Origin of the sequence: Arthrobacter liuii, assembly GCF_014639275.1 — a bacterium.
Lineage (GTDB): Bacteria > Actinomycetota > Actinomycetes > Actinomycetales > Micrococcaceae > Arthrobacter > Arthrobacter liuii.
The window spans coordinates 23,525-49,942 of sequence record NZ_BMFW01000004.1 but is presented as its reverse complement, the minus strand read 5'-3'; the positions used below and the strand labels follow the sequence as shown (position 1 = coordinate 49,942).

The window sequence follows — 26,418 nt, the reverse complement described above, 5'->3', positions numbered from 1 at the left end:
CGCTACAGCGCGGGCTGCACCCCAAAGGCTACCGCGAGCTTCATGATCTTCTCGGCGCGGCCCAGGCGGGGCAGGTCGGAGCCGTCACGGATCACGCGGCCGTTGGCCTCGAAGTCGTTCATGAAGTCGGTGGCCCAGGCGACGTCCGACGGCGTGGGGCTGATGACCTCGTTGATCACCGGGGTCTGGTCGATGGCCAGGCAGAGCTTGCCGGTCATGCCCATCATCACGGTGATGCCGGTCTGCTCGCGCAGGATGGGGTGGTTGGTGCCCACGGTGGGGCCGTCGATGGGCCCCGGCAGGTTGCCCACGCGGCTGGCGACCACGAGCTTGGCGCGGGGGTAGGCCATGGCCTCCGGAGTGGCGGCCATGCCGGTATCGCGGCGGAAGTCGCCGGAACCGAAGGCCAGGCGGAACGCGCCCTGCGCCTTGGCGATGTGGTTGGCTTCCTCGATGCCAAGCGCGGATTCGACGAGGGGGATGACGGGGGTCTTGCCGTCCATGCGGTGGAAGCTCTCGGTGACCTGGTCCGCGGATTCGGTCTTGGCGAGCATGACACCCAGCAGGCCCGGGGTGCCGCGCAGGCCGGCGAGGTCATCGGCCCAGAACGGGCTGGTGGCGTCATTGATGCGGACCCAGGCCTTGCCGCCGGCGGTCAGCCAGTCGATGACGTTGTTCCGGGCCTGGTCTTTCTGGGAGGGGTCCACGGCATCTTCAATATCCAGGATGATCGAGTCGGCGCGGGAAACTGCCGACTGGTCGAAGAGCTCCGGCTTCATGGCATTGACCAGCAGCCAGGAGCGGGCGATCTCTGCGGGGATATTGCGTTCCGGCCTTACGGTCTCGGTGGCGATGGTAGACGTCATGCTTTCTACAGTATCCGGCCCGCAAGCGGCACGGCGAAGAAAACGGCCAGCTTGTGGGGATCAATACGAACTAAACGGGTTGTGACCGGCCCCCTGACCCAAGTAGGTAGCGCCAAGTGTCGCTTTGAGGGTTCAAAACGACACCTGGCGCTACCTACTTGGGGCGGGTCAGGGGATGTTGCTGCCCCGCGCCGTGACCCAGAGCCGGTACCAGTCGGCGCGGGTCATGGCCCGGGCCACCCTGGCGGCGTCGGCACAGGCGCGGATCCGGTCCGGGTTGGCCGTGCCGATCACCGGCGCGATGCCCGCTGGATGCTTCATCAGCCACCCCAGCAGGATGGCTTCGCCGGAGGTGCTGTACTCCCCCGCGAGCTCCGCCACCAGTTCCGCGGTGGCCGCCTCCGCGGAACTGGGGCTCCCGGTTTCGGCACCGGTGTAGGCACCGCGGGCCAGCGAGCCGTACGCCTGCAGGGTGATGTTGTTGCGGGTGCAGTACTCCAGCGTGCCGTGCGGAAAGCTGTAGTCCAGGTGCTCCGGGTGGTTCACCAGGACCTGGCTTTCCAGCCACGCCCGCTTGAGCAGGCTCATCTCGAGCTGGTTGGCCACCACCGGCGTCTCCAGCCGGTCCTGCAGCACCTCGATCTGGGCGGCTGACATGTTGGAAACGCCCAGGTGCCGGACCTTGCCCTCCGCCATGAGCTGCCCGACGGCGGATGCCACCTCCGCCGGATCCGCGAGGGGGTCCGGGCGGTGCAGCAGGAGGATGTCCACATAGTCCGTCCGGAGCCGGTTAAGGCTGCCGTTGACCCGCTCCAGGATGGCGTCCCGGCTCAGGTCGTAGTGGGTGGCCAGGCCCCGTTCGTTCAACCTGATCCCGCACTTGGTCTGCAGCCGGACGCGGTCCCGGAGCCCGGGCGTGCCAGCCAGCACCTCGCCGAACACGGCTTCGGACTTGCCGCTGCGATAGATGTCCGCGTGGTCGAACAGGGTGATGCCGGCGTCGAGCGCGGCCTGGACCGCGGCAGCGGCCTGGTCCACATGCTGGGTTCCATGGGGCTCGTCAGACCAGCTGCCGCCAAGGCCCATGCAGCCGTAGATGACTTCCTGCATCAGGGGCACCCGCTTCCGCGGGAACGGCTCATCAGCGCAGCCACGCCGTGGTGCTGGCCGGCAGCTTGCCGTCCTCCAGGGGAGCGCTGCTGACCAGCACCGTGCCGGCGGGAAGGTCGACGGCGGTGTTCCCGAAGTTGGTCACGGACGTCCAGCCGTTGGGGCGCTTGAAGTGCAGCACGTCCGGGTTGGCGTTCTCCACCCATTCGAGGTCCTCATTGGTGAGCAGTTCACGGCGCAGCTTCAGGGCCTTGCGGTAGAGCTCCAGGGTGGAGCCTTCAGTTCCGTCCTGGGCTTGGACGGCGTACTTGCTGAACCAGTCCGGCTGCGGCAGGTGGGACCCGCCGTCGCCGAACCCGAAGGAGGTGCCTTCCACCGTCCAGGGCAGCGGGACGCGGCAGCCGTCGCGGCCGATTTCCACTCCCTTGTTGCGGAAGAAGGACGGGTCCTGCCGTTCCCATTCGGGAATCTCGGCCACTTCCTGCAGGCCCAGTTCTTCGCCCTGGTAGAGGTAGGCGGATCCGGGAACGGCCAGCATCAGCAAGGTGGCGGCGCGGGCCCGGCGTTCACCGAGGTCCACGTCCAGCTGGTCCTTGGGGCCGCCGGCGAGCAGCCAGTCCTTGCCGTCCTGGCCCTTGGCGCCGGCCTTCGCCTTGGCCACCTGCGGCAGGCCGTAGCGCGTGGCGTGGCGGACGACGTCGTGGTTGGAAAACACCCAGGTGGAGGAGGCGCCGGTGGCAGCGGCCTCGGCGAGGTTGCGGGTGATGATTTCGCGGTACTCGGCGGCGTCGAAGTCGGCCTGGAGCAGGTCGAAGTTGAACGCCTGGCCCAGGCCCTGGGGGCTGGCGTACCGGGCCCGGCGGGTGGCGTGGACCCAGGCTTCGGCGACGGCGGTGCGCGGCGGGTTGTACTCGTTGAACACCTCGCGCCATTCGGCGTAGATCTCGTGCACTTCGTCGCGGTCCCAGAACGGGTGCGTGCCGTCGTCAAATCCGTCCACTCCCGTGTTGGCCGCGCTCAGCTCCAGCTTGGAGAGCAGCGGCTCGGTGAGGTCCTTGGTGAGCGCATGTGCCACGTCAACCCGGAAACCGTCCACGCCCCGGTCCGACCAGAAGCGCAGGGTCTTGAGGAAATCATCGCGGATCTCCCGGTTGGACCAGTTCAGGTCCGGCTGTTCCTTGGCGAAGATGTGCATGTACCACTGGCCAGGGGTGCCGTCCGGTTCGGTGATGCGCTCCCACGCCGGTCCGCCGAACACCGAGTCCCAGTCCGACGGCGGGAACTCACCGTTGGGGCCCTTGCCGTCACGGAAGATGTAGCGGTCCCGGGCAGGGGAACCCTTGGGCGCGGCCAGCGCTTCCTGGAACCACTGGTGCCGGTTGGAGGAGTGGTTCGGGACGATGTCGGCAATCAGTTTGATGCCGGCGTCGTGCAGGGTCTTGGCCATTTCGTCGAAGTCCGCCAGCGTGCCCAGTTTCGGATCGACGTCGCGGTAGTCGTCCACGTCATAGCCGCCGTCGGCGAGCGCGGAGGGGTAGAACGGGCTCAGCCAGACGGCGTCGATCCCCAGGGACTTCAGGTACGGGACCTTGGCGGTGATGCCCTTCAGGTCACCGATGCCATCGCCGTTGGAGTCAGCGAAGCTGCGCGGATAGATCTGGTAGACGGAGGCCTGGCGCCACCAGTTGGGGTCGGCCAGACGGTCAGAGTCGGACAGGGTTGCCAGAGTGGCAGTGGGGGACAAGGACTGACCCTTTTCTTCAGTGCGGCTATATTTATATTGAGTCTAAATTTACTTCCTCAAGTATTATCTGGTGCTTTGCACAGGAAGGTCAACAGCATGCCTGAGCTGGTTCCGGCCACCCCCCAATTGCTGCGGAGGGTCAGCGCCGGCGCGGTCCTGGAGTTCATGCGCGCGTCCGCGGCCGTGACGGTCACGGACGTCATGGCGGCCACCGGCCTGACCCGGGCCACCACCATCGCCGTCTGTGAGGACCTGGTGCGGCGGCGGTGGATCGTGGAGCTGGAAAACCAGCGCGAGTTCGGCGGGTACCAGAAGGGCCGCCCCGCGCGCCGGTTCGAGCTCAATGAGCGCGCCGGCGTGGTCCTGGGCATGGATATCGGCTACTCCAAGGTCACCGTGGTGGTTTCCGATCTCCGCGGCACGACCCTGGGCCGGTCCAGCCGCCCCTTCCAGGCCAAGGACGTCGGGTCGGGGGAACGCATCGCCTTTATCGACGCCGTGGCCGCGGCGGCCCTGCGCTCAGCGGGGATGGATCCCGGGCAGGTGCTTGCCGTCTGCGCCGGAGTGGCCGCGCCCGTGGACCGGCATGGGGATGTGGTGGCCACCCAGGAGTTCTGGGGGCTCTTCGACCTGGGACTGCGCCCCGCCCTCAAGGCGACCCGGGGCTGGACTGTGCTGCTGGAGAACGACGCCAACCTTGCCGCCCTGGGCGACAGGTGGCAGGGCGCAGCCGCGGGGATCGACGACGTGGTGGTGATCCTGGCCAGCGAACGGCTGGGGTCCGGCATCATGGAGGGCGGCAGGCTGGTGCACGGAACCCGCGGCAGCGCCGGGGAGCTTGCCTACCTGGACCTGGTGGAAGGCGTGGGTGACACCTACGGCATCGCCCACCTGGCCCGCACCTGGGCCGCCGAAGCCTTGGCTGCCTCCGCCCCAACCACCCTCCGTGCCTTCGGGCCCGGTCGGGTGGAGGCAGAGCAGGTCTTCTCCGCCGCGGCCGAAGGGGATGCCGTGGCGCTGGGCATCCTGGAACGCCTGGCGGACAGGATGGCACGGGTGGTGGGGACCGTGGCCACCATGCTCAACCCCGAGCTGGTGGTGATCGGCGGCGGCGTGGCCGATTCCGCAGGCGTGCTCCTCGCGCCCATCACCGAGCGCCTGAAGGAGTACACAGCCACCCCGGCACGGGTGGCCGTATCCCCGCTGGGTGATTCCATCGTGACGGTGGGCGCGGTGCGCTGCGCCCTGGACTACGTGGAAAGGAACTCCCTGGACCTGGAGCTGGCAGCGCCCACGCCGGCGGACGGTTAGGCGTCCGGTTCCAGGGCCGCCGCCACGGGCAGGGTGCCGTCGCGGAATTCGATGGTCCGGCCGGCCGTCCGGGGCAGGTCAAGCACTGCCGCTGCCACGATGGCCGTGTTGGCACGGGACGTGTCACGGTCCCCTTCCGGGGAGGGGTCGACGTCGATCAGTCCCGTTCCGGGTTTGTCCGTCAGCGCGCCGGGACCAAGGATGGTCCACGCCAGGCCGGTGCCGCGCAGGTACTCGTCCGCGGCCGCCTTGGCCTCCGCGTAGGCGAAGAAACTGTTGCCTTCCGGCACGCCGTGGTCCTTGCCCGCCCCGAAGTAGGACACCATGACGTACCGGTCCACGCCGGCCTGGGCAGCAGCATCCATGGAGCGGATGGCGGCGTCCCGGTCCACCGCGTAGGTGCGCTCCGGATTGCCGCCGCCCGCGCCGGCGGACCAGACCACGGCGTCATGGCCGGCCAGGGCCTCGGCGATGGCCGCCGTCGTCGAATTCTCCACGTCCAGGACCGCGGGCGTGGCGCCGGTGGCAGCGACGTCGCCGCCGTGGTCCGGATTGCGGATGAACGAGGTGACGGAGTGGCCCTCGCCGGTGAGGAGGGCGGACAGGAGGAGGGCCACTTTCCCGTGGCCGCCAATAATGGCGATACGTGTCATGGACCCATTGTGCATGCCCGGTCCCTCCATGCAGAAGCAACATGGCCCTGAACAGGGCCTTTGTGCCCTATCCCGCCTTTAAAGCGCCCGCCTAGCTTTGGGGCATGACTGCCGGACCCCATGCGGGGTTAGATGGACCCGCATCAGAAGCAATGTTGAAGCTGGGCCGTTTCTTCACGAAGTGGGATGAGACAGATGATGGCAGGGCGGTGTTCCGGGAGGGCGGCCGCAAAGGTGACATTTTCTACCGCGACCGCTGGAGCCATGACAAGGTGGTGCGCTCCACGCACGGGGTGAACTGCACTGGGTCGTGTTCCTGGAAGGTGTATGTCAAGGACGGCATCATCACGTGGGAATCGCAACAGACGGATTATCCGTCTGTAGGGGCGGACAGCCCTGAGTACGAGCCAAGGGGCTGCCCGCGCGGGGCAGCCTTTTCCTGGTACACCTACTCCCCCACCCGGGTTCGCTTTCCCTATGCCCGGGGCGTCCTGGTGGAGATGTACCGCGAGGCGAAGGCCCGGCTGGGTGACCCGGTGCTGGCCTTTGCCGAGATAGCCGCCGACCCGGAAAAGCGGCGCCGCTACCAGCAGGCCCGGGGCAAAGGCGGCCTGGTGCGCGTGTCCTGGCAGGAAGCCATCGAGATTGCCGCCGCGGCGCACGTGAACACGATCAAAACCTATGGCCCGGACCGGTGCGCCGGCTTCTCCCCCATCCCGGCCATGTCCATGGTGTCCCATGCCGTGGGGACGCGGTTCATCCAGCTCATCGGCGGCGTGATGACGTCCTTCTACGACTGGTACGCCGACCTTCCCGTCGCCAGCCCCCAGGTTTTTGGGGACCAGACCGACGTTCCCGAATCCGGAGACTGGTGGGACGCCCGCTACCTCATGATGTGGGGATCCAATGTTCCGGTGACACGCACGCCGGACGCGCACTGGATGACCGAGGTCCGGTACCGCGGCACCAAGGTGGTCACGGTCAGCCCTGACTACGCGGACAACACCAAGTTCGCCGATGAATGGCTTCCGGCGCAGGCGGGAACGGACGCTGCACTGGCAATGGCCATGGGCCACGTGATGCTCAAGGAGTTCTTCGTGGACCGGCAGGTGCCGTTCTTCACGGACTACGTGAAGCAGTACACGGACCTTCCCTTCCTGGTCAGGCTGGAGAAGACCGACGACGGCGCCCTCACGCCGTCGAAATTCCTCACCGCCCTTGACGTCCCGGGTGAGTCCGTGGCTGAGGACGCAGCGTTCCGCACCGTCTTGTTCGACAAGGCGGCGGCCCGTGCCGCCGTTCCCAACGGATCCATGGGATTCCGCTACTCGGCAAGCGGCGAAGGCAAATGGAACCTGGACCTTGAGGGGATCGAACCGGCCTTGTCCCTCCGCGAAGTGTCCGGGGAGAGCGCTGAAATCCTGCTCCCCTGTTTCGAGGACGCAGGCGGCGAAGGCAGCATCCTGCGCCGGGGCGTCCCGGTGATGGAGGTTGGCGGCCACCTGGTGACCACCGTGTTCGACCTCATGCTGGCCCAGTACGGCGTGGGCAGGGAAGGCCTTCCCGGCGAGTGGGCAGCGGGCTACGACGACGCCGCCACCCCCTACACCCCGGCGTGGCAGGAGGAGATCACCAGTGTTCCGGCGCAGGCCTGCATCCGGGTGGCACGGGAATTCGCCCGGAACGCGGAGCAGTCAAAGGGCCGCTCCATGATCATCATGGGGGCCGGCATCTGCCAGTGGTTCCACGGCGACGCCACCTACCGGGCGGTGCTGGCACTGGTGATGCTCACCGGCTGCATGGGCCGCAACGGCGGTGGCTGGGCGCACTACGTGGGCCAGGAGAAAACCCGGCCCGTCACCGGCTGGGTGTCCCTGGCCAACGCCCTGGACTGGTCACGGCCGCCGCGGACCATGACGGGCACAAGCTACTGGTACATGCACACGGACCAGTGGCGGCAGGACGGCTATTCGGCGGACGCCCTGAAGTCGCCGCTGTCCACCGGAAAGCTGGACGGCATGCACACGGCGGACGCCATCGCCCAGTCCGCCCGCCTCGGCTGGATGCCGTTCTACCCCCAGTTCGACCGCAATCCCCTGGACGTGGCGGATGAGGCGGAGGCCGCCGTCGACGCCGGGACCTCGCCGGATACACCGGCCTACATCGCCGAGGCCCTGAAGAACCGCACCCTCAACCCCGCAATCGAGGATGTCGACGCGCCGGCCAACTGGCCGCGGACGCTGGTGCTGTGGCGCTCCAATCTGTTCGGTTCCTCCGCCAAGGGCAACGAATACTTCCTGCGCAACCTGCTGGGCACCCACAACAACGTCCTGGGCGGGGACAGCGCGGAGGAGCTCAAGCCGCGGGATGTGGCCTGGCACCAGGTGGCGCCGGAGGGAAAGCTGGACCTCCTGGTCTCCGCCGACTTCCGGATGACGTCCACCACGCTGCTTTCCGACGTCGTGTTCCCCGCTGCCACGTGGTACGAAAAGCACGATCTTTCCTCGACGGACATGCACCCGTTCGTGCACGCGTTCAGCCCCGCCATCGACCCGCCCTGGGAAACCAAGACCGACTTTGACACCTTCCACCTGCTGGCCAGGGAATTTTCCCGGCAGGCCCAAACCCACCTCGGCGTCCGGCGGGACCTGGTGAGCGTGCCGCTGCAGCACGACACCCCGGGCCAGCTGGCCCAGCCCGGCGGCCGGGTCCGGGACTGGCGGGACCCGGACATTCCGGCGGTGCCGGGGCAGAACATGCCCGTCTTTTCCGTGGTGGAGCGGGACTACACGGCCATCGCGGACAAGCTCGCCGCCGTCGGGCCCCTGGCTGACAAGCTGGGCTTCACCGTCAAGAACGTCACCTACAAAATGGCCGGACCACTGCAGCGGCTCAGCCACTCCAACGGGGTGATGCTGGGTGGCGCGGCGGATGGCCGGCCCGCCATGGACACGGACGCGAAGATGGCCGAGGCGATCCTGGCATTCTCCGGGACCACCAACGGTGCCCTGTCCGTCCAGGGCTTCAAGGACCTGGAGGTCCGCACGGGACAGAAGCTCGCGGACCTGGCGGAGGGCTCGGAGGAAAAGTTCATCACCTTCGCCCAGACCCAGGCAGGGCCGGTCCCGGTGATCACCTCCCCCGAATGGTCCGGCTCGGAAACCGGCGGCCGGCGGTATGCGCCGTTCACCATCAACATCGAACGGCTCAAGCCCTTCCACACCCTTACCGGCCGGATGCATTTCTTCCTTGACCACGACTGGATCACCGACATTGGCGAGTCCCTGCCCATCTACCGGCCGCCGCTGGACATGCACCGGCTGTTCGGCGAGCCCCGGCTGGGTTCCGACGGTGCCATGGAGGTGACCGTCAGGTACCTGACGCCGCACTCGAAGTGGTCCATCCATTCCGAGTACCAGGACAACCTGCTGATGCTCTCCCTGTCCCGCGGCGGGCCAACGGTGTGGATGAGCCCGGCCGACGCCAATGCTATCAAGGTCCGTGACAACGACTGGGTGGAATGCACCAACGTCAACGGGGTCCTGGTGGCGCGCGCGATTGTCAGCCACCGCATGCCGGCCGGCGTGGTCTACGTCCACCATGCCCAGGAACGCACCATCGACGTCCCCAAGTCGGAGGCCACCGGGCGGCGCGGCGGCATCCACAACTCGGTGACCCGGCTGCTGGTGAAACCGTCGCACCTGGCCGGCGGCTACGCCCAGCTGGCCTACGCCTTCAACTATCTGGGCCCCACCGGAAACCAGCGCGACATGGTGGCCACGGTGCGCCGCCGCTCGCAGGAGGTGCAGTACTGATGCGCGTGATGGCCCAGATGGGCATGGTGATGAACCTGGACAAATGCATCGGCTGCCACACGTGCTCCGTGACCTGCAAGCAGGCGTGGACCAACCGTGCCGGCATGGAATACGTGTGGTTCAACAACGTGGAGACCCGGCCCGGGCAGGGCTACCCCCGCCGCTACGAGGACCAGGACCGCTGGTACGGCGGCTGGACCCTGAACCGGCGCGGCAAGCTGGCGCTGAAGGCCGGCGGCAGGGTGAAGAAGCTGTTCGGCATCTTCGCCAGCCCCGTCCAGCCCGAGCTCAAGGACTACTACGAGCCGTGGACCTACGACTACAAAACCCTGGTGGACGCTCCCCTGGGCGACGACTTCCCCGTGGCCCGTCCCAAGTCGCTGATCACCGGCGAGGACACCAAGATCACGTGGTCCGCCAACTGGGATGACAACCTGGGCGGTTCCCAGGACCACGGCCACCTGGATCCGCTCGTGGAGAAGGTCCGGCGCGAGTCCGAGGACAAGATCAAGTTCGCCTTCGAGCAGACCTTCATGTTCTACCTGCCCCGGATCTGCGAACACTGTCTGAACCCGTCCTGCATGGCGTCCTGCCCGTCCGGCGCGATCTACAAGAGGGTGGAGGACGGGATTGTGCTGGTGGACCAGGACCGGTGCCGCGGCTGGCGCCAGTGCGTCACCGGCTGCCCTTACAAGAAGATCTACTTCAACCACAAGACCGGCAAGGCCGAGAAGTGCACGTTCTGCTACCCCCGCGTGGAGGTTGGCCTGCCCACCGTCTGCTCCGAAACATGCGTGGGGCGGCTGCGCTACCTGGGGTTGTTTTTGTACGACGCCGATGCCGTCACCGCGGCAGCGTCCGTCACCGACCCGCAGGACCTCTACGACGCCCAGATGGACGTGCTGCTGGACCCCCACGACCCCCGCGTCCAGGCCGACGCCCGGGCGCAGGGCATTCCGGAGGACTGGCTTGACGCCGCCCGGCGATCGCCCGTGTACGCCCTGGCCAAGGTCTACAAAGTGGCCCTGCCGCTGCACCCGGAGTACCGCACCATGCCCATGGTCTGGTACGTGCCGCCGCTCTCCCCCGTGGTTGACCTGCTCCGCGACCAGGGCCACGACGGCGAGGACGCCGGCAACCTGTTCGGCGCCATCGACGCCCTGCGGATCCCGGTGGAGTACCTGGCCGAACTCTTCACCGCCGGGGACACGGAGCGGGTCACCGCCGTGTTGCGGAAGCTCGCGGCCATGCGTTCCTTCATGCGCGGCATCAGCCTGGGCGAAGACCCGGACGAGTCCATCCCGGAGTCCGTGGGCATGGACGGGCAGGGCATGTACGACATGTACCGGCTGATGGCCATCGCCAAATACAGCGAGCGCTACGTCATTCCCAAGGCCCACCTGGAACAGGCCCACGACCTGGAGGAGCTGGGCTGCTCCCTGGATTTCGACGGCGGGCCGGGCATGCAGGATTCGGCTCCGTTCGGCGAGGCAAGCGGGAGGCCCGTCCCGGTGGCCGTTGATACGTTCAACGCCCTGCGGGACCGGCAGAGCACGGACACGATCGCGGAAGGGGCGGGCCTGCGCGGGAGGGTGAACCTGCTGAACTGGGACGGCCGCGGCGCTCCGCCGGGACTGTTCCCGGACAAGGGGCCCCAGCCCGATACACTGGCCGGCGCCGAGGACCAGCCATGAACCGCCGCGACCAGGTGCTCTACCTTGCCGCGGCCTGGTGCCTGTCCTACCCGGATGAGGAACTGGTGGAGCGGGTTCCCCTGGTCCGGGCCGCGCTGTCCGAGTTTCCCGGGATGCTGCCGGAATTCGTACCGGTGCTGGACCTCCTGGAGGCCACCCCACCCATGGAACTGCAGTCACAGTACGTCCGTGAGTTCGACCTCGGCAGGCGGCACGCCCTGCACCTGAGCTACTGGACTGACGGGGACACCCGGCGCCGCGGTGAAGTGCTGGGCTTCTTCAAGGAGGCCTACCGGCACAGCGGCGTCCTGGTGGACCTGGACGGGGAACTTCCCGACTACCTCCCCATGGTGCTCGAGTTCGCAGCCCGGGTTGATCCCACGGCGGGGCGCGGACTGCTGGAACGCTACCGGGCCAGCCTGGAAATGCTTCGGTTCGGGCTGCTGCGGGACAACCTGCCGCACGCCCGGATCCTGGCGGCCATCTGCGCCACCTTGCCAGGAAAGTCACCGCAGGACGAGCAGGAAGTGATGCGCATGGCCGGATACGGTCCACCCACCGAAAGCGTGGGGCTGGACCCCTACGACCCGCGGCTGCTGCCTGTCAGGAGGGGCTGACCATGCCGGCACCCGGGGCGGCGCTGGCCACGGAGCCAGGGGCCCCCGTCGTCCTTAACACCTGGGACACCGTCCTGTGGGGCGTCCTGCCGTACGTCATGGTGGTGGTGCTGGTGGGCGGCCTGGTGTGGCGCTACCGGTACGACCAGTTCGGCTGGACCACCAGGTCCTCCCAGCTGTACGAATCCAGGCTCCTGCGGATCGCCTCGCCGCTGTTCCACTTCGGGCTGCTGGCTGTCATCGCGGGCCACTTCTTTGGCCTGGTGATCCCCATGGCCTGGACGGAAGCTGTGGGAATGAGCCAGGAGTTCTACCACTTCAACGCCCTCCTGGTGGGCGGCGTCGCGGGGGTGGGGACGCTGGGCGGGATAGCGCTGCTGATTTACCGGCGGCGCACCACCGGGCCGGTCTTCATGGCCACAACCAAGAACGACAAGACCATGTACGTGGTGCTGACCGCTGCCATCGTTTTTGGCCTGTTCACCACCCTCGCCAGCGTCTTCGAAGGCGAACACGGGCACAACTACCGGGAAACCGTGGCCCCCTGGTTCCGGTCGCTGTTCATCTTCCAGCCTGACATCGCGGCGATGGCAGCTGCCCCGTTCACCTTCCACCTGCACACGCTGGTGGGGATGGCACTATTCGTCATCTGGCCGTTCACCCGGCTGGTGCACGCCTTTACGGCACCCCTGCACTACCTGTTCCGCCCATACATCGTCTACCGCTCGCGGGACAGGGAGACCAGGGGCCGGGGCTGGTCGGCAGTGGGCACGCCGGACAGGGACACCCGCAACCGCTGACCGGCGGCGCGGCTTGGATGATGTGGTGAGGAGCAAGCAGTGGCGGAAGCAACTTCAACGCCAGGCCCGGGCAGGGCGCTGAACCTGGCGCTGGCGACGGCGGCGTCCGTGGCAGGGTTCTGGGCGTGGAACTCGGTAGCCACGCTGGGCGCCTTCTACACCCAGAACCTGGCCCTGACGCCGGCCACCACGGGGATCCTGGTGGCCATGCCCGTGTTTGTCGGGTCGCTGGGCCGGATCGTGGTGGGCACCCTTACGGACAAGTACGGCGGCAGGGCCATGTTCACCTTTGTCCTGCTTGCCGCCATCCCGCCCATCCTCCTGGTGTCCGTGGGCGGCCTCATCAGTTCCTTCGCCCTGGTGCTGGGGGCCGGGCTGCTGCTCGGCGTCGCCGGGACCGTGTTCGCCGTCGGTATCCCGTTCGTCAGCGCCTGGTACGAGCCTGCCAGGCGTGGCTTCGCCACTGGGGTTTTTGGGGCGGGGATGGGAGGAACCGCGCTGGCGGCTTTCCTGAATCCGCGGCTCGTCACGTGGATTGGATACTTTCCCACGCACCTGCTGATCTCCGGCATCCTGGCCGTGATGGCGGCGCTGGTCTGGTTCCTCATGAAGGAATCGCCGGACTGGGCGCCCAACCACGCACCGGTGCTGCCAAAGCTTATGGATGCCGCCAGGACGGCGGTCACCTGGAAGATGTGCTTCCTCTACGCCGTAGTCTTCGGCGGCTTCGTTTCCTTTGCCACGTACCTGCCCACCTACCTGCGGGACGTGTACAGCCTCGACCCTGCGGGCGCCGGCGCGCGCACGGCGGGATTTGCCCTGGCCGCTGTCCTTGCCCGTCCGGTGGGCGGGGTGCTCGCGGACAAGCTGGGACCCAAGCCGGTGGTGCTCGTGGCGCTTGCCGCCGTCGCCGTCCTGGGCTGGGTGGTGAACCTGCGGCCCGACGGCGAGGTCCCGGCAGGTGCCACCTTCGTCGCCATGGCTGGGGCGCTGGGCCTGGGGGCCGGCGGCGTCTTCGCCTGGGTGGGTGTCCTGTCGCCGGCAGGAAAGGTGGGCAGCATCAGCGGCATCGTGAGTGCCGCGGGCGGCCTGGGCGGCTACTTTCCCCCGCTGGTCATGGGGGCAACGTATGACGCCGCGACGCGCAGCTATTCGATCGGGCTGCTCCTGCTGGTGGGCACGGCCCTGGTGGCCTTGGTGTTCACGCTCTTCGCGGTGCAGGGCCGTCCCGCGCCTGCGGTTCAGAGTGCGCGGTAACGCAGGTACACCACGCCGTTGCCGAACCGGCGTTCCTCAAGGAGTTCCAGCCGCGCGTCCAGGCCGTCCGGCAGGAAGCGCAGGCCGCCGCCCACGGTGACCGGATTGATGAACAGCTGGCATTCGTCCACCAACCCCGCCTTGAGGGCGTGCCCAGCGAGCGTGGGGCCGCCGATGCTGATCTTTCCTTCGGTGGTGGCCTTCAGCTCGCGGATTTCCGCCGGAACGAACTGCCGCTCCAGCCGGGTACGGGGCGCAGGGGCGTCATCCAGCGATGCCGAGAACACCACCTTCTCTGCGGCCTGCCAGATGCGGGCATAGTCCTGGATCACCGGCGGGTCCTCCTCCGTGCCCATGGTTTCCCACACGGACAGCACCTCATACATCCTGCGTCCGAGGAGGAAGGTGCCCACGTCCCGTTCCAGGTCGTTGACGAAGGCGTGGACTTCCTCATCGGGGGCCGCCCAGTTAAATTTCCCGTTGGTATCCGCCGTGTAGCCGTCCAAGGACATGAGGCCGGAGTAGATCAGTTGCGCCATGCGCCCATTCTGCCCTCGGAGATCAAACCGGCATAGGCCTTCGGGCCACCAGGAACTGCTGCCCCAGGGTCCAAAGGTTGGAGACCGTCCAGTAGACCAGGACTCCGATCGGGAAAAAGATCCCGCCCACACCGAAAATCACCGGCAGCACGTAGAGGAGGATCTTCTGCTGGCGTATCAGGGGATTGTCGGCGTCCTGCCCGGCCATGGTCTGTGAGGCCACAAGTTTCTGGGTGAGGAACTGGCACGCGGTCATCACCAGGATCATGGCGACGGCGAGCACGGCCACGGCGGTGAAGTCGCCGCCCCCGTGCAGCAGCGAGGCGGAAAGCGGCGCCCCGAAGATGCTGGACGATTCGAACTCCAGCACCTGCTCGCGGCTCATCGCGCCGATGCCTTCGCCCTTTCCCGCGGCGTTGGAGATTCCGGACAGCACCTGGAAAAGGGCCAGGAAGAACGGCGTCTGGATCAGCAGCGGCAGGCATGCCGAGAACGGGTTGGTGCCGTGCTTCCTGTAAAGCGCCATCTGGTCCTGGGCCATGGCCTGCCGCGACGCCTGGTCCGTCCTGCCCTTGTACCTGTCCTGGAGTTCCTTCAGGTCCGGCTGCAGGAGCCGCATCCGGCGCTGGGCCCTGACCTGGGCCAGGAACACGGGGATCAGGGCCGCACGGATGACCAGCACCAGTCCGATGATGGACAGGGTCCAGGTCCAGCCGGTCCCCGGCGCCATGCCTGTCGCGCCCAGCCAGTCGTGGAAAGCCACCATGATGCTGGACACCAGCCACCGGAACGGCTCCATCACCACCGTGAAAAAGTCCACCGAATTCCCCATCCGCCAGGTGCTGCCAAGCTACTGCGGATCACTCCCCTTGTCACGGTTAAGCAGGACGCGGGGGCCGACGGATTCCGCTGTCCCCCCGCTGGGTCACCATGTGCTCCCGGTGCCGCCTGCGCCCCGGGCCACGGCGTAGTCGCTGGCCGGGTTGAAGACGGCGGTGTTGACGTTGGCCACCCTGCTGGCGCCACGAATAAAGAAAACCCCCGGAATCTCACGGATCCCGGGGGCTTAGCCTGTAGCGGTGGGGAGGCTCGATCTCCCGACCTCACGATTATGAGTCGTGCGCTCTAACCAACTGAGCTACACCGCCACGAATGAGAAAAACCTGTGTCAAGCCGGTCAAACCGCCTTGACACAGGCCCTCATTCAGAGCCCCCCACCGGAATCGATCCGGTGACCTCGTTCTTACCAAGAACGCGCTCTACCACTGAGCTAGGGGGGCAACGAGTAAATACTCTACCGGAAGATTTACGCACCAACAAATCGGCATCACTGCCCGTTCAGGCAGCGGTGAACAGGTAGGTTCTGACCGGACAGTGGCGCCGTTTTCCGCAGGATTCCGGGGCTGCGGGGGCCAAAGAGAGCAGGGAGGACGACGGCGGACAGCGCCTCCCCGGGGCCAGGCACGTCCATTCCGGGAGCGGAATGTGTCCAGCCCCACACCGGCCCGGTTAAACGCCGATGGGCCGGCTCGAAAGCCGGCCCATCGCCGTCGTCAATTCCTCAACGCGCGGGAGGTTTACCACTTGCCCTTGCGGTTGAAGTCGCGGTGTCCGTTGTCGCCGCCGCTGCGGGGCTTGCGGGAGCCGTCGCCGTGGCCGCCGAAGCGGGAGTCGCCGGACTGGCCGCGGTCACCGAAGGAGCGCTCGGAACGGTCGCTGTACGAACGGCCACCACGGTCAGCGGAGGACCGCTCGCCGTCGTTCTTCCGGAATTCCTTCTTGAACCCGCCGCTGCCCTTGAAGTTGCCGCCGCGGTCCCCGCCACGGTTGCCCTGGTACGCGCCGCGGTCGCCCGAGGGCTTGCGGCCGTTGTCCAGCTCAAGGTGGATCAGTTCGCCGCCGATCCGCGTGCGGGACAATGCACGCAACTGGTCTGCGCTCAGGTCCGCCGGCAGCTCCACGAGTGAGTGGTCCGAGCGGATGTCGATGCCGCCGATCTGCGAGGACGAGATGCCGCCCTCGTTGGCGATGGCGCCCACGATCGAGCCGGGCATCACGCGCTGGCGGCGTCCGACAGCAATCCGGTAGGTGGCGTTGCCCTCAGTCAGGGCGCGGGTCGGCCCGCGTGAGCCGAAGCCGTCCTTGGAGCGTTCGCGCTTCTGGAACTCGGGAGCCGCGGGCAGTTCCTTGACCAGCAGCGGCTGGCCGCCCTGTGCCATGACGGCCAGTGCCGCAGCGATTTCTGCTGCCGGAACGTTGTGCTCTTCCTCGTAGGAGGCGATCAGGTCACGGAACGCGGCGACATCCTCTGACTCAAGGGTCTCCGTGATCTTGTCCGCGAACTTGCCCAGGCGCAGGGTGTTGACCGTCTCGGCGGTGGGCAGGTGCATCTGCTCCACCGGCTGGCGGGTCGCCTTCTCAATGGAGCGCAGCAGGTACTTCTCCCGCGGCGTCATGAACAGTATCGCGTCCCCGGAGCGGCCCGCACGGCCGGTACGGCCGATGCGGTGCACGTAGGACTCGGTGTCGTGCGGGATGTCGTAGTTGATCACGTGGCTGATGCGCTCCACGTCGAGGCCGCGGGCCGCGACGTCGGTGGCCACCAGGATATCGATCCGGCCCTCCTTCAGCGCGTCAACGGTGCGCTCGCGCTGCTGCTGCGGAATGTCGCCGTTGATGGCGGCAGCCTGGAAGCCGCGGGCACGGAGCTTGTCAGCGAGGTCTTCAGTGGCCATCTTGGTGCGCACGAAGGCGATGACGCCGTCGAACTCTTCCACCTCAAGGATGCGGGTCATGGCGTCCAGCTTCTGCGGGCCCATGATCTGCAGGTAGCGCTGGCGGGTGTTGGCGCCGGTGGTGGTCTTGGACTTGACCTGGACCTCGGCGGGATCGTTCAGGTACTGCTTTGACATCCGGCGGATCTGGCCCGGCATGGTGGCAGAGAACAGCGCCACCTGGCGGTCCTCCGGGGTCTGCTGGAAGATCTGCTCCACGTCTTCGGCGAAGCCCATGCGGAGCATCTCGTCTGCCTCGTCCAGCACCAGGTACTGGAGTTCGGACAGGTCCAGCGAACCCTTGGAGATGTGGTCGATCACGCGGCCGGGGGTACCGACAACAACCTGGGCACCGCGGCGCAGGCCGGCGAGCTGGGGGCCGTAGGCAGAGCCGCCGTAGACGGGCAGCACGGTGAAGTCGTCAATGTGCTTGGCGTAGGAGGTGAACGCCTCGGCAACCTGGAGGGCCAGCTCGCGGGTGGGGGCCAGGACCAGGGCCTGGGTCTTGCGGGAGGGGCCGTTGAGGTCGTGGAGTTCGGCCAGGCGGGACAGCGCCGGCACTGCGAATGCTGCAGTCTTGCCGGTACCGGTCTGCGCCAGGCCCACTACGTCACGGCCTTGGAGCAGCAGCGGGATGGTGGCGGCCTGGATGGGGGACGGCTTCTCGTACCCGACATCCTGCAGGGCGGCAAGGACACGGGCGTCGATGCCGAGGTCAACGAACTTGACCGAGTCGTCGTCATCGTCCGCGGCGGGGGCAGCCTTGGCAGGAGCCTCAGCAGCGGGAGCCTCTGCGGCGGGAGCGGTTACAGGAACCTCGGCAGCAGCCAGGGGGGCGTCCTCGGTAACAGCGGTGGTTTCGTTCTGGTTTTCGGGCATAGAGAGTTATTCCTCATCCATAGGGGGCCAGGCGGCACAACCCGAGGTGAGCGGAGCCGCAGTACACGTGCCGATGGTGCCGGGCAAACGTTGACCGGCCGGTCACAGAAGTCCGGCGCTTTCGCAATCCCATGGCAGGACTTCGCGCTGCATCTCTTGGCTGCTATCCCAGCAGTCTGTACAGCGTTTTCTTTAGCCGGCTCTCCCTATGAAAATGCCCGCATCGCTTGCGCGGGCCCCAACACTTGCCAGTCCTGCCTCAAAAATTGGGCAGGAATAAGGGATTTCCGGAGTGGGGGATGTTTCAAGTGTAAGGCAAGGACACCGCGGACCGGAAATCGAAAGGCCGACGCCGGCGGTGAGCTTGCGCACACGGCCGCCGCACAGCCGCGCAGGGAGCCGGGGGCTACCGTCCCAGCCGCCGCAGCACTACCTCGAACTTGGTGTGGTATTCGTCCTGGAGCCGGATCTCGCCGTCGGCCTCTGCACCGCGGAGGGCCTCGATGACCGCCGCGTCCGGTTCACTGAACCACCTGCCGATGGTGATGCCGTGGCGCGGGACGAACGTCCGCTCGATGGGGTCTCCGGCCTGGATGCTGCCGGTGCGGATGACGCGCAGGTATGTCCCCACCCGGCCTTCCTCGGTGAAGCGCTTCACCCACTGCGGTTCCTTCATCCTGCGCTGGAACGTGGCGCAGGGGGTGCGCGGTGATGTGACTTCGAGCTCGACGCCGGACCCCACCTTCCACCGCTCCCCGATCACCGCATGCGTGGCTTCGATGCCGGACACCCGCAGGTTCTCCCCAAAGGTGCCCGGCGGCAGCTCCCGGCCCAAGGCGCCGGCCCAGAAATCGGCGTCGGCCTGGGAGTATGCGTAGACGGCCTGGTCCTCCCCGCCGTGGTGCGCCCTGTTGGCCTGGATATCCCCGCGCAGGCCCAGCCTGTGGACCGCCACCGGACCGTCCGCCGGACGCTTGTCGATGGCCGTGACGCCAACGTTTCCCTGGTCCCCGAGGAGCTGGTGGACACGGCAGACGGCGAGGACAGAACCTGATTGCATGGCATCAGTCTAGGGTTGCCCGGCACGGCGCCCATGCACACCGGCCATGGGCAGTTCTCCCCTGTTTCAGGAGTGCGTTCCTGCTCGCAGGCGGCACCGGCAGGGACTACGCTGATTCGAGACTTGCATTTGGGGGTGCAGCGCTGCGCCCAAACCACGCGAACAACTGAGGGGGACGCCGTGGACTCGAACCGGAAAGACCCAAATTGGGACCCGTTTGCCCGCGAGCGGGAGAAGCAGCTCAACCAGGCGGCCGCCCGCAAGAAGCGCTCCCAGCGGCGCACCGTAGTGGTGGGCCTCGGCGTGACCGCCCTGCTGGCCGGCACCATCAACTACGCCCTGACCGGCTTTGCCTGCTGCTGGTTCTTCCGCGGAACACTGCGGGAGTCGCCGCGGAACCTGTGGTTCCGCGGCATCTTGCCCCTTGCCGGGGCACTGCTGCTGACCGCCGCATTCTTCATTTCAGCGGTGCAGATGTGGGACCCGGCGTACGGCGATACCCGGATCTTCGGCGTCGGCGGGGCCTTTGTCAGCGGCGTGGCGCTGCTGGCGCTGGGAGTTGTGCTGGCTCTCGTCTGCCGTTTCCTGCCCGCCACCCGCGGCTACTTCCAGGTGAAGCCATGACGGCCGGCCCGTCCGACGTCCTGGACCTCGATTCCCTGCTGTCCCCGGAGGAACTGGATCTCCGGCAGAAGGTCCGTGATTTCACGCAGCAGCGGATCAAACCTAACATTGCCGGCTGGTACGACGACGCCGTCTTTCCGCTGGACCTGGCGCCGGAACTGGGTGAGCTGGGCGTCCTGGGGATGCACCTGGAGGGCTACGGCTGCCCGGGCCGGTCCGCCGTCGAATACGGCCTCGCGGCGATGGAGCTGGAGGCCGGGGACTCCGGCATCCGCACCTTCGTGTCCGTCCAGGGTTCCCTGGCGATGACCGCCATCCACACCTGGGGCTCCGAGGAGCAGAAGCAGGAGTGGCTGCCCCGGATGGCCGCCGGCGAGGTCGTCGGCTGCTTCGCCCTGACCGAGCCCACAGCCGGTTCAGATCCCGCCTCCATGGCCACGTTCGCGGCGCGGGACGGCCGGGGGGATGAGGCCGGCTGGGTGCTCAACGGTGCCAAGCGCTGGATCGGGCTGGCCTCGGTGGCAGGCGTCATGGTGGTGTGGGCCATGACGGACGACGGCGTGCACGGCTTCCTGGTGCCGGCGGGCACGCCCGGCGTGACGGCGACGCCCATCGACCAGAAGTTGTCCATGCGCGCCTCCATCCAGTGCGACGTGGTGTTCGACGACGTCCGGCTGGGTCCCGAATCCCTGCTGCCGGGTGCGCGTGGGCTGCGCGGCCCGTTCACCTGCCTGAACGAGGCCCGATACGGGATCGCCTGGGGTGCCATGGGAGCCGCCCGTGATTCCTACGACGCTGCGCTGGCGTACTCGCTGGAGCGGCTGCAGTTCGGCAAGCCGCTGGCCGGCTACCAGCTCACGCAGGAGAAACTGGTGAACATGCTGGTGGAGATCCAGAAGGGCACCCTGCTGGCGCTGCATCTGGGCCGGCTGAAGGACGCCGGGACCATCCGGCCGGAGCAGATTTCCCTGGGCAAGCTGAACAACGTCCGCGAAGCCATTGCCGTGGCGCGGGAGGCGCGGTCCATCCTGGGCGGCAACGGCATCACCACGGAGTACTCACCGCTGCGGCACGCCGCGAACCTGGAATCGGTGCGGACCTACGAGGGCACCGACGAGGTGCACACCCTGATCCTGGGCCGGCACATCACCGGCCTGGACGCCTTCCACTAACCCCCCTCCCCCCCAACTAGGTCGCAGTTAATGTCGTTTTGGAGGGTCAAAACGACAACTACTGCGACCTAGTTGGGGAGGGGGCGGCGCGGAAGGTGGGCCGGGCAGGGATGGATCACGCCGAGAAGCCGCCGTCGGCCTTGATCCGTTGCCCGGATACCCAGCGGCCGGCCGGCGACAGCAGGAAGGCGACGGTCCCGGCAATGTCCGCCGGGGTGCCCAGGCGGCCGGTGGGCTGTTGGGCCGCGAGTTCCTCACGGACGTCAGCGGACATCCAGCCCGTATCCACCGGACCCGGGTTCAGCACGTTTGCGGAGATCCCCTGCGGGCCCAGCTCCCGGGCCGCGGCGATCACGATCCGGTCCAGGGCTCCCTTCGAGGCGCCGTAGGGAAGGTTGAACGCTGTGTGGTCACTGGTCAGCGCAACGATCGCGCCGCCGTCGTCCGTTACCTGCCGGGCGAAGGCGGCAATCAGCTGCCAGCTGGCACGCGTGTTGACGGCGAAGTGCCGGTCGAAGGATTCGACGGTGGTGTCCAGCACCCCTGAATCGACGGATTCGGCGTGGCTGAGCACCAGCCCCTGCAACGGACCGGCCAGCTGCGCGGCCTCGGCCACGAGCCGGTCCGGGACGCCGGCGTCCTGGAAATCGGCCGAAAGGACATGGACCTTGGCGCCAATGGCTTCCAGCTCGGCGGTGAGGCGGACCACGTCTTCGGGTTCGCTCCCCCACGCCATGCGGGCGTCATAGTCTGCCCAGTAGGACAGGACCAAGTCCCAGCCGTCCGCGGCCAGCTGGCGGGAAATGCCCGCGCCGATGCTTGCCAGCCGCCCCACGCCGGTGACCAGGGCAACGGGACGGGCAGGGGCGGGTGCAACGGATTCCATTCGACCAGCCTAGCGGCGCCCCGGGGGCCGCCGCCGATCAGGCCGCGGCTGGCTCTGCTTCCCCTGTCCTGGTTCCCCGTGCGCCGTGCCGGCGGATGGTGGCGCTGATGACGGCGGCGATGGTGCACATGGCGGCCGCGCCGAACCACGCGTAGGTGTAGTGCCCTGTGGCGTCGCGGAGGGCTCCGGCGGCAATGGCGGCAACAGCGGCGCCCAGCTGGTGGGCTGCGAACACCCACCCGAAGACCACGCTGCCGTCCGCGCCGAAGGTTTCGCGGCAGATGGCGGCCGTGGGTGGGACGGTGGCCACCCAGTCCAGTCCGTAGATCACCACGAACACGATCATGCTGGGCTGCACCTCGGCGTTCAGCAGCAGCGGCAGCACCAGCAACCCGATGCCGCGGAACTGGTAGTACACGGCCAGCAGGACGCGCGGGTTGAAACGGTCGGTCAGCCAGCCGGAGGCGATGGTCCCGATGATGTCGAAAATCCCGACGACGGCGAGCAGTCCCGCAGCCGTGGTTTCGGGCATGCCGTGGTCGTGCGCGGAGGGGATGAAGTGGGTGCCGATCAGGCCGTTGGTGGTGGCCCCGCAGATCGCGAATCCGGCCGCCAGGGCCCAGAAGGTCCGGACCCTGCTGGCCCGGCGGAGCACCTGCAGCGCGCGGACGGCAGCGTTTGCGCGCCGGCCTGCCTCCGGAACCGCCGCGGTAGCGTCCCGCTGCTCCTGCGCTCCTGCGTCCGCCGGCTCCGCCCCGTAAGGCAGCACGCCGACGTCGGCCGGCGAGTTCTTAAGGAATTTCAACACCAGCGGAACCACGGCGAGGGCGCCGGCGGCGATCAACAGGGAGGCTTGGCGCCAGCCGGGATCCTGCGCGAGCAGGGCGATGAACGGCAGGAAGACCAGCTGGCCGGCCGCGCTGCCGGCGGTGAGGATGCCGATCACCAGCCCGCGGCTCTTGGTGAACCAGGTGTTGGCGACGGTGGCGGCGAAGACCAGCGCCATGGAGCCCGTGCCGAGCCCTATCAGCAGCCCCCAGGTGAGCAGGATCTGCCAGGACTGGTTCACCAGCACCGTCAGCGCGCTGCCCATGCCGATCAGGACCAGGGCGGTTGCCGTGACGGCCCGGACCCCGAAGCGTTCCATCAGGGCGGCGGCAAACGGCGCCGTCAGCCCAAAAAGCACCAGGTTGATGCTGACGGCCGCCGAAAGGACCGTGGTGGACCAGCCGAACTCCTGCTGCAGCGGGACCATGAGCACACCCGGGGCCGCCCGGAATCCGGCCGCTCCCACGAGCGCCAGGAACGCCACGGCGGCGACAATCCATGCGGGGTGCAGGCGGCGGCCCGGCGGGGGCTGCAGGATTGCGGTTGGCCCGGCGACTTGGGCCGCTTTCTCCGGCAGGGAGCTCACGCTGCGGTTCCTTTCCCGGATGCGGTGGACAGCTGGATGGGATGCTCGGACCTGGACCGGCTGTGCCAGCTGGTGTTGGCCGCGGACAGCCGTTCCCCGCATTCGGTGCAGGTGTCCGCCGAGGTGGTGGGTTTCCCGCAGCCGGTGTGGATGACATAAAGGTGGGCTTGATCCGAGGGGGCGGGCAGGTGCTTTTCCGCCCAGATGGTGACGGCATTCAGGACCGGGAGCGCGTCTTCACCCTTGGGAGTGAGGACGTACTCCTGGCGGGTGCGGCCGCCGTCGTCGTACGCCTTCTTCGCCAGCAGCCCGGACTCAACCAGGCCTGCCAGCCGCTTGGTGAGGACCGAGTCGGCCACTTCCAGCCGGCTCCTCATGGCATCGAAGCGTCCGTTGCCGAAGAAGACCTCGCGGAGGACCAGGATGGACCAGGGATCGCCCAGGATGTCCAGGCCGCGCGCCATGCTGCAGTTGCGTTGGGACCAGTCGGATCGAAGTGGCATGACGCCAACCCTAGCTGGCTTTCTTCAAGAAAGCCATGCCCTCCGCGAGATGGCATCTAACGGCAGTCCGGGTGGCTGGCACTGCCGTTAAGTGGCATCTCGCGGGAGGGTTACGGGATGGAGGAGAAGGCCTGGTCCAGGTCCGCGAGCAGGTCTTCCACGTCCTCGATGCCGCAGGAGAGTCGGAGCAGGTTCACCGGAACGGCCAGCTCGGTGCCCTTGACCGAGGCGTGGGTCATCTCGGAGGGGTAGTTCATGAGGGACTCGATGCCGCCCAGGGACTCCGCCAGCGTGAACACCGAGGTGGACTCTGCCACCTTCCGGGCCGCCGCTTCACCGCCCTTGAACTGCACCGAGACCATGCCACCGAAGCTCCGCATCTGCTTCTTTGCGAGTTCGTGGCCCGGGTGGGTGGGCAGGCCCGGATACAGGACGGCCTCCACTTCAGGGCGCTCCAGCAGCCACTCGGCCACCGCTTGGCCGTTGAGGCTGTGCCGGTCCATCCGCACGCCGAGCGTCTTCAGCCCCCGGGTGGTAAGGAAGGCGTCCATGGGGCCGGACACGGCCCCCACGGCGAACTGGACGAAGCCGATCTTCTCGGCCAGCTCCGCGTCCTTGACGATGACGGCACCGCCCACTACGTCCGAGTGGCCCCCAATGTATTTGGTGGTGGAGTGGACCACCACGTCGGCACCCAGGGCGAGCGGGTTCTGCAGGTACGGGGACGCGAAGGTGTTGTCGACCACCAGGAGGGCGCCGGCGTCGTGCGCGATGTCGGCGAGCGCCACGATGTCGGTGATCTTCATCAGCGGGTTGGACGGCGTCTCCACCCACACAAACCGGGTCTTGTGCGCAGCCACCGCATGGCGGACCCTGTCCAGGTTGGCCATGTCCACCGGAGTGTTGCCGATCCCCCAGTCCCCCAGCACCCGGCTGATCAGCCGGTAGGTGCCGCCGTAGGCGTCATTGCCCAGCACGATGTGGTCCCCGGGCCGGGTGAGCGCGCGGATGAGGGCATCCTCCGCGGCGAGCCCGGAGCTGAAGCTGTAGGCGTGGGTGCCCAGTTCCAGCGCCGCGAGTTGTTCCTGCAGCGCGTCCCTGGTGGGGTTGCCGCCGCGGCCGTATTCATACCCGCTGCGGAGGCCGCCGATGCCGTCCTGGGCGTAGGTGGAGCTGAAGTGCAGCGGCGGCACCACGGCTCCGGTGCGGGGCTCGAAGGCCTGGCCGGCGTGGACGGCGCGGGTGTTGAAACCCTGGTTTTCAGAGGCAGTCATGAGTGCTCCTTCATGGGTAAGGCAGATCAGTTGCTGAGGTAGGCCAGCAGGTCGTGCCGGGTGAGGATGCCCACGGGCGCGCCCACGAACGTGACCATCAGGGTGTCCGCGTCGGAGAGCAGCTCCCTGGCGGCGGAGATGGTTTCCAGCGATCCGATCACGGGCAACTTGGGGCCCATATGCTCGGAAATCTTATCCGTCAGCTTGGCCTCGCCGCGGAACAGCTTGGCGGTCAGCGTGCGCTCGTCCACGGCACCCAGGACCTCGCCCATGACCACGGGCGGTTCCTGCGAGAGGACCGGGATGTGGCTGACGCCGAACTCGTTCATGATGTTGATGACGTCGCGGACCGACTCGTTGGGGTGGATGTGCACCAGGTCCGGCAGTTCGCCGTTCTTGGACTTGATGACCTCCCCCACGGAGGTTTCCTCGCCGCCGGAGAGGAAACCGTAGGAGCGCATCCACTGGTCGTTGAAGATCTTGGCCAGGTAGCCGCGGCCCGAGTCGGGCAGGATGACCACGACGACGGCGCTTTCCGGCAGGTCCTTCGCCGCCTGCAGCGCGGCTACTACAGCCATCCCGGAGGAACCGCCCACCAGCAGCCCCTCTTCCCTTGCGAGGCGGCGGGTCATGGCGAAGGAATCGGCGTCGCTGACGGCGATCACCTGGTCCGGGACCGTCTTGTCGTAGTTCGCCGGCCACATGTCCTCCCCGACGCCCTCAACGAAGTAAGGGCGCCCGGTGCCGCCTGAGTAGACCGAACCTTCAGGGTCCGCGCCGATGATCCGGACCACCCCGCCGTCGGACTCCGGCCTGTCAGCCGAAACCTCCTTGAGGTACCGGCCGGTGCCGGTGATGGTGCCCCCCGTGCCGGCGCCGATGACGCAGTGGGTGACTTTGCCGTCGGTGTCCCGCCAGATTTCGGGGCCGGTGGTCTTGTAGTGGCTGCCCGGGGCGGCAGGGTTGGAGAACTGGTCTGGCTTGAAGGCGCCTGGCGTCTCCCTGGTGATCCGGTCCGAGACGCCGTAGTAGCTTTGCGGGCTGTCCGGGGGCACGGATGTGGGCGTGACCACCACTTCCGCGCCGTAGGCCTGCAGGACGGCGCGCTTGTCCTCGCCTACCTTGTCCGGGACCACGAAGACGCACTTGTAGCCTTTTTGCTGCGCCACCAGGGCCAGGCCCACGCCGGTGTTGCCGGAGGTGGGCTCCACGATGGTGCCGCCGGGCTTGAGCTTGCCGTCGCGTTCGGCATCCTCGATCATCTGCGCCGCGATGCGGTCCTTGATGGATCCGCCAGGGTTCAGGTACTCCAGCTTGACCAGGACGGTGGCCTTGATGCCGTCGGTCACGTGGTTGAGTTTGATGAGCGGGGTGTTGCCGATGAGGTCCAGGATGGACTGGGCGTACTTCATAGGTACAAAGCTAC

General features: G+C 67.5%; 20 protein-coding genes, 2 tRNA genes and 1 pseudogene. 8 read left to right on the top strand and 15 right to left on the bottom strand.

The annotated features are described in order from the left end of the window. Nucleotides 1-2: 2 nt before the first annotated feature. From IEW19_RS06060 to IEW19_RS06050, 3 genes are all read right to left on the bottom strand, one after another. Complete coding sequence (locus IEW19_RS06060; protein WP_188570782.1) at nucleotides 3-866, bottom strand: HpcH/HpaI aldolase/citrate lyase family protein; 864 nt, start codon at nucleotides 864-866, stop codon at nucleotides 3-5. 168 nt (nucleotides 867-1,034) lie between these two features. Beyond that, nucleotides 1,035-1,976 carry an aldo/keto reductase gene (locus IEW19_RS06055; RefSeq protein WP_188570781.1) on the bottom strand — a complete coding sequence of 314 codons (942 nt, stop codon included), beginning with the start codon at nucleotides 1,974-1,976 and terminating at the stop codon, nucleotides 1,035-1,037. Nucleotides 1,977-2,007: 31 nt separating this feature from the next. Continuing rightward, complete coding sequence (locus IEW19_RS06050; RefSeq protein WP_188570780.1) at nucleotides 2,008-3,720, bottom strand: glycoside hydrolase family 13 protein; 1,713 nt, start codon at nucleotides 3,718-3,720, stop codon at nucleotides 2,008-2,010. Nucleotides 3,721-3,816: 96 nt separating this feature from the next. Between IEW19_RS06050 and IEW19_RS06045 the strand changes: the two genes are divergently transcribed. Continuing rightward, complete coding sequence (locus IEW19_RS06045; protein WP_188570779.1) at nucleotides 3,817-5,031, top strand: ROK family protein; 1,215 nt, start codon at nucleotides 3,817-3,819, stop codon at nucleotides 5,029-5,031. On the opposite strand, the gene IEW19_RS06040 is transcribed toward IEW19_RS06045, so the two are convergent. Continuing rightward, complete coding sequence (locus IEW19_RS06040) at nucleotides 5,028-5,684, bottom strand: NAD(P)H-binding protein (RefSeq protein WP_188570778.1); 657 nt, start codon at nucleotides 5,682-5,684, stop codon at nucleotides 5,028-5,030. The genes IEW19_RS06045 and IEW19_RS06040 overlap by 4 nt on opposite strands. 104 nt (nucleotides 5,685-5,788) lie before the next feature. Between IEW19_RS06040 and IEW19_RS06035 the strand changes: the two genes are divergently transcribed. The 5 genes from IEW19_RS06035 to IEW19_RS06015 are packed head-to-tail and all read left to right on the top strand — an operon-like array spanning nucleotide 5,789 to nucleotide 13,867. Beyond that, entirely contained in the window at nucleotides 5,789-9,499 is a 3,711-nt protein-coding gene (locus IEW19_RS06035; protein WP_188570777.1) for a nitrate reductase subunit alpha, read from the top strand. Then, on the top strand, nucleotides 9,499-11,193 hold the full coding sequence (narH, locus tag IEW19_RS06030) for a nitrate reductase subunit beta (protein WP_188570776.1): 1,695 nt from the start codon (nucleotides 9,499-9,501) through the stop codon (nucleotides 11,191-11,193). The genes IEW19_RS06035 and narH overlap by 1 nt, the downstream gene beginning before the upstream one ends. Next, nucleotides 11,190-11,810 (top strand): nitrate reductase molybdenum cofactor assembly chaperone, encoded by a 621-nt coding sequence (narJ, locus tag IEW19_RS06025; RefSeq protein ID WP_188570775.1) that lies wholly within the window; start codon nucleotides 11,190-11,192, stop codon nucleotides 11,808-11,810. Before narH ends, narJ begins: the two co-directional genes overlap by 4 nt. Before the next feature lie 2 nt (nucleotides 11,811-11,812). Beyond that, entirely contained in the window at nucleotides 11,813-12,610 is a 798-nt protein-coding gene (gene narI, locus IEW19_RS06020; RefSeq protein WP_188570774.1) for a respiratory nitrate reductase subunit gamma, read from the top strand. A 39-nt stretch (nucleotides 12,611-12,649) separates the two neighbouring features. Next, nucleotides 12,650-13,867 carry an MFS transporter gene (locus IEW19_RS06015; protein ID WP_188570773.1) on the top strand — a complete coding sequence of 406 codons (1,218 nt, stop codon included), beginning with the start codon at nucleotides 12,650-12,652 and terminating at the stop codon, nucleotides 13,865-13,867. Here the strand turns inward: IEW19_RS06015 and IEW19_RS06010 are convergent. The 6 genes from IEW19_RS06010 to IEW19_RS05985 all read right to left on the bottom strand — a co-directional run bounded on the left by IEW19_RS06010 (nucleotide 13,852) and on the right by IEW19_RS05985 (nucleotide 19,119). Further along, on the bottom strand, nucleotides 13,852-14,406 hold the full coding sequence (locus tag IEW19_RS06010; RefSeq protein ID WP_188570772.1) for a dihydrofolate reductase family protein: 555 nt from the start codon (nucleotides 14,404-14,406) through the stop codon (nucleotides 13,852-13,854). The two genes, IEW19_RS06015 and IEW19_RS06010, sit on opposite strands and share 16 nt — an antisense overlap. Before the next feature lie 22 nt (nucleotides 14,407-14,428). Further along, the gene (gene yidC, locus IEW19_RS06005) at nucleotides 14,429-15,226 is read right to left on the bottom strand and encodes a membrane protein insertase YidC (protein WP_188570771.1); all 798 of its coding nucleotides are present in this window, start codon (nucleotides 15,224-15,226) and stop codon (nucleotides 14,429-14,431) included. A 254-nt stretch (nucleotides 15,227-15,480) separates the two neighbouring features. After that, nucleotides 15,481-15,554: transfer RNA gene (locus tag IEW19_RS06000), tRNA-Met, on the bottom strand. Nucleotides 15,555-15,614: 60 nt separating this feature from the next. Further along, nucleotides 15,615-15,686: transfer RNA gene (locus IEW19_RS05995), tRNA-Thr, on the bottom strand. A gap of 297 nt (nucleotides 15,687-15,983) precedes the next feature. Continuing rightward, nucleotides 15,984-18,059 carry a DEAD/DEAH box helicase gene (locus tag IEW19_RS05990; RefSeq protein WP_188570770.1) on the bottom strand — a complete coding sequence of 692 codons (2,076 nt, stop codon included), beginning with the start codon at nucleotides 18,057-18,059 and terminating at the stop codon, nucleotides 15,984-15,986. A gap of 406 nt (nucleotides 18,060-18,465) precedes the next feature. After that, nucleotides 18,466-19,119: an MOSC domain-containing protein gene (locus IEW19_RS05985; RefSeq protein ID WP_188570769.1), complete on the bottom strand. Its 654-nt coding sequence runs from the start codon at nucleotides 19,117-19,119 to the stop codon at nucleotides 18,466-18,468. A gap of 333 nt (nucleotides 19,120-19,452) precedes the next feature. Between IEW19_RS05985 and IEW19_RS05980 the strand changes: the two are divergent. Then, a pseudogene (locus IEW19_RS05980) lies at nucleotides 19,453-19,743 on the top strand (amino acid transporter); the annotation flags it as partial. Then, nucleotides 19,740-20,915 carry an acyl-CoA dehydrogenase family protein gene (locus IEW19_RS05975; protein ID WP_188570768.1) on the top strand — a complete coding sequence of 392 codons (1,176 nt, stop codon included), beginning with the start codon at nucleotides 19,740-19,742 and terminating at the stop codon, nucleotides 20,913-20,915. The pseudogene IEW19_RS05980 and the gene IEW19_RS05975, both read left to right, overlap by 4 nt. 115 nt (nucleotides 20,916-21,030) lie before the next feature. On the opposite strand, the gene IEW19_RS05970 is transcribed toward IEW19_RS05975, so the two are convergent. The 5 genes from IEW19_RS05970 to IEW19_RS05950 form a co-directional block, all read right to left on the bottom strand. Then, entirely contained in the window at nucleotides 21,031-21,801 is a 771-nt protein-coding gene (locus IEW19_RS05970) for an SDR family oxidoreductase (protein WP_188570767.1), read from the bottom strand. A gap of 37 nt (nucleotides 21,802-21,838) precedes the next feature. After that, nucleotides 21,839-23,215 carry an MFS transporter gene (locus IEW19_RS05965; RefSeq protein WP_188570766.1) on the bottom strand — a complete coding sequence of 459 codons (1,377 nt, stop codon included), beginning with the start codon at nucleotides 23,213-23,215 and terminating at the stop codon, nucleotides 21,839-21,841. Then, nucleotides 23,212-23,718, bottom strand: a complete 507-nt coding sequence (locus IEW19_RS05960; protein WP_188570765.1) for a winged helix-turn-helix transcriptional regulator — start codon at nucleotides 23,716-23,718, stop codon at nucleotides 23,212-23,214. Before IEW19_RS05960 ends, IEW19_RS05965 begins: the two co-directional genes overlap by 4 nt. Nucleotides 23,719-23,828: 110 nt before the next feature. After that, a complete protein-coding gene (locus IEW19_RS05955) occupies nucleotides 23,829-24,992 on the bottom strand; it encodes a cystathionine gamma-synthase (RefSeq protein WP_188570764.1) in 1,164 nt (387 codons plus the stop codon). 26 nt (nucleotides 24,993-25,018) lie between these two features. Beyond that, complete coding sequence (locus tag IEW19_RS05950) at nucleotides 25,019-26,404, bottom strand: cystathionine beta-synthase (protein WP_188570763.1); 1,386 nt, start codon at nucleotides 26,402-26,404, stop codon at nucleotides 25,019-25,021. Between the last annotated feature and the right edge of the window lie 14 nt (nucleotides 26,405-26,418).

What these genes read in the sequence shown, in the direction of transcription:
- IEW19_RS06035 (WP_188570777.1), top strand. Translation starts at nt 5,789, where the DNA reads ATGACTGCCGGACCCCATGCGGGGTTAGATGGACCCGCATCAGAAGCA.
- narJ (WP_188570775.1), top strand. Translation starts at nt 11,190, where the DNA reads ATGAACCGCCGCGACCAGGTGCTCTACCTTGCCGCGGCCTGGTGCCTG.
- IEW19_RS06040 (WP_188570778.1), bottom strand. Translation starts at nt 5,684, where the DNA reads ATGACACGTATCGCCATTATTGGCGGCCACGGGAAAGTGGCCCTCCTC.
- narH (WP_188570776.1), top strand. Translation starts at nt 9,499, where the DNA reads ATGCGCGTGATGGCCCAGATGGGCATGGTGATGAACCTGGACAAATGC.
- IEW19_RS05960 (WP_188570765.1), bottom strand. Translation starts at nt 23,718, where the DNA reads ATGCCACTTCGATCCGACTGGTCCCAACGCAACTGCAGCATGGCGCGC.
- IEW19_RS05985 (WP_188570769.1), bottom strand. Translation starts at nt 19,119, where the DNA reads ATGCAATCAGGTTCTGTCCTCGCCGTCTGCCGTGTCCACCAGCTCCTC.
- IEW19_RS05975 (WP_188570768.1), top strand. Translation starts at nt 19,740, where the DNA reads ATGACGGCCGGCCCGTCCGACGTCCTGGACCTCGATTCCCTGCTGTCC.
- IEW19_RS06055 (WP_188570781.1), bottom strand. Translation starts at nt 1,976, where the DNA reads ATGCAGGAAGTCATCTACGGCTGCATGGGCCTTGGCGGCAGCTGGTCT.
- IEW19_RS05990 (WP_188570770.1), bottom strand. Translation starts at nt 18,059, where the DNA reads ATGCCCGAAAACCAGAACGAAACCACCGCTGTTACCGAGGACGCCCCC.
- IEW19_RS05970 (WP_188570767.1), bottom strand. Translation starts at nt 21,801, where the DNA reads ATGGAATCCGTTGCACCCGCCCCTGCCCGTCCCGTTGCCCTGGTCACC.
- IEW19_RS06060 (WP_188570782.1), bottom strand. Translation starts at nt 866, where the DNA reads ATGACGTCTACCATCGCCACCGAGACCGTAAGGCCGGAACGCAATATC.
- narI (WP_188570774.1), top strand. Translation starts at nt 11,813, where the DNA reads ATGCCGGCACCCGGGGCGGCGCTGGCCACGGAGCCAGGGGCCCCCGTC.
- IEW19_RS05955 (WP_188570764.1), bottom strand. Translation starts at nt 24,992, where the DNA reads ATGACTGCCTCTGAAAACCAGGGTTTCAACACCCGCGCCGTCCACGCC.
- IEW19_RS06010 (WP_188570772.1), bottom strand. Translation starts at nt 14,406, where the DNA reads ATGGCGCAACTGATCTACTCCGGCCTCATGTCCTTGGACGGCTACACG.
- IEW19_RS05950 (WP_188570763.1), bottom strand. Translation starts at nt 26,404, where the DNA reads ATGAAGTACGCCCAGTCCATCCTGGACCTCATCGGCAACACCCCGCTC.
- IEW19_RS06045 (WP_188570779.1), top strand. Translation starts at nt 3,817, where the DNA reads ATGCCTGAGCTGGTTCCGGCCACCCCCCAATTGCTGCGGAGGGTCAGC.